At 74.8% G+C, this 413-nt stretch carries 1 protein-coding gene; it reads left to right on the top strand.

Going from position 1 to position 413, the window contains the following annotated elements; all coding sequences use genetic code 11:
- Positions 1-139: 139 nt before the first annotated feature.
- The coding region (gene mnhG / locus G3I78_RS49485; protein WP_164437227.1) for a monovalent cation/H(+) antiporter subunit G at positions 140-413 on the top strand (274 nt) is incomplete at its 3' end.

Genomic DNA, 413 nt, shown 5'->3' with positions numbered 1-413 from the left:
CCGAGGACGAGGGCCGCATCCGCACGGCCGACGAGGTCGCCGCGGAGGATGCCGCGCGCCGCGAGGCGGAGGAGGCCGACCGCGACTCCGCGGTCGACGCCGAGCACCACGGCGGGGCACCCGAGGGGGAGGTGCGCTGATGGACCCGGCGACCAGCTTCTGGGACACCCTGGCCGACGTCGTCTCGGCCGTCTTCCTGCTGAGCGGTGCGTTCCTCGCGTTCGCCGCGGGGGTCGGCGTCGTGCGCTTCCCCGACCTGCTCGCGCGCATGCACGCCGCGACGAAGCCGCAGGTCCTCGGGCTGATCCTCGTGCTCGCGGGCCTGAGCCTGCGGCTGCGCTCGTGGGGCGCCGTCGCGACGCTGTTCCTCGTCGTGATCTTCCAGCTCCTCACCTCGCCCGTCGCGGCGCACA

Source organism: Streptomyces sp. SID13726, from assembly GCF_010548375.1.
Classification (GTDB): Bacteria; Actinomycetota; Actinomycetes; order Streptomycetales; family Streptomycetaceae; genus Streptomyces.
This window is presented reverse-complemented; position numbering and strand designations above follow the sequence as displayed.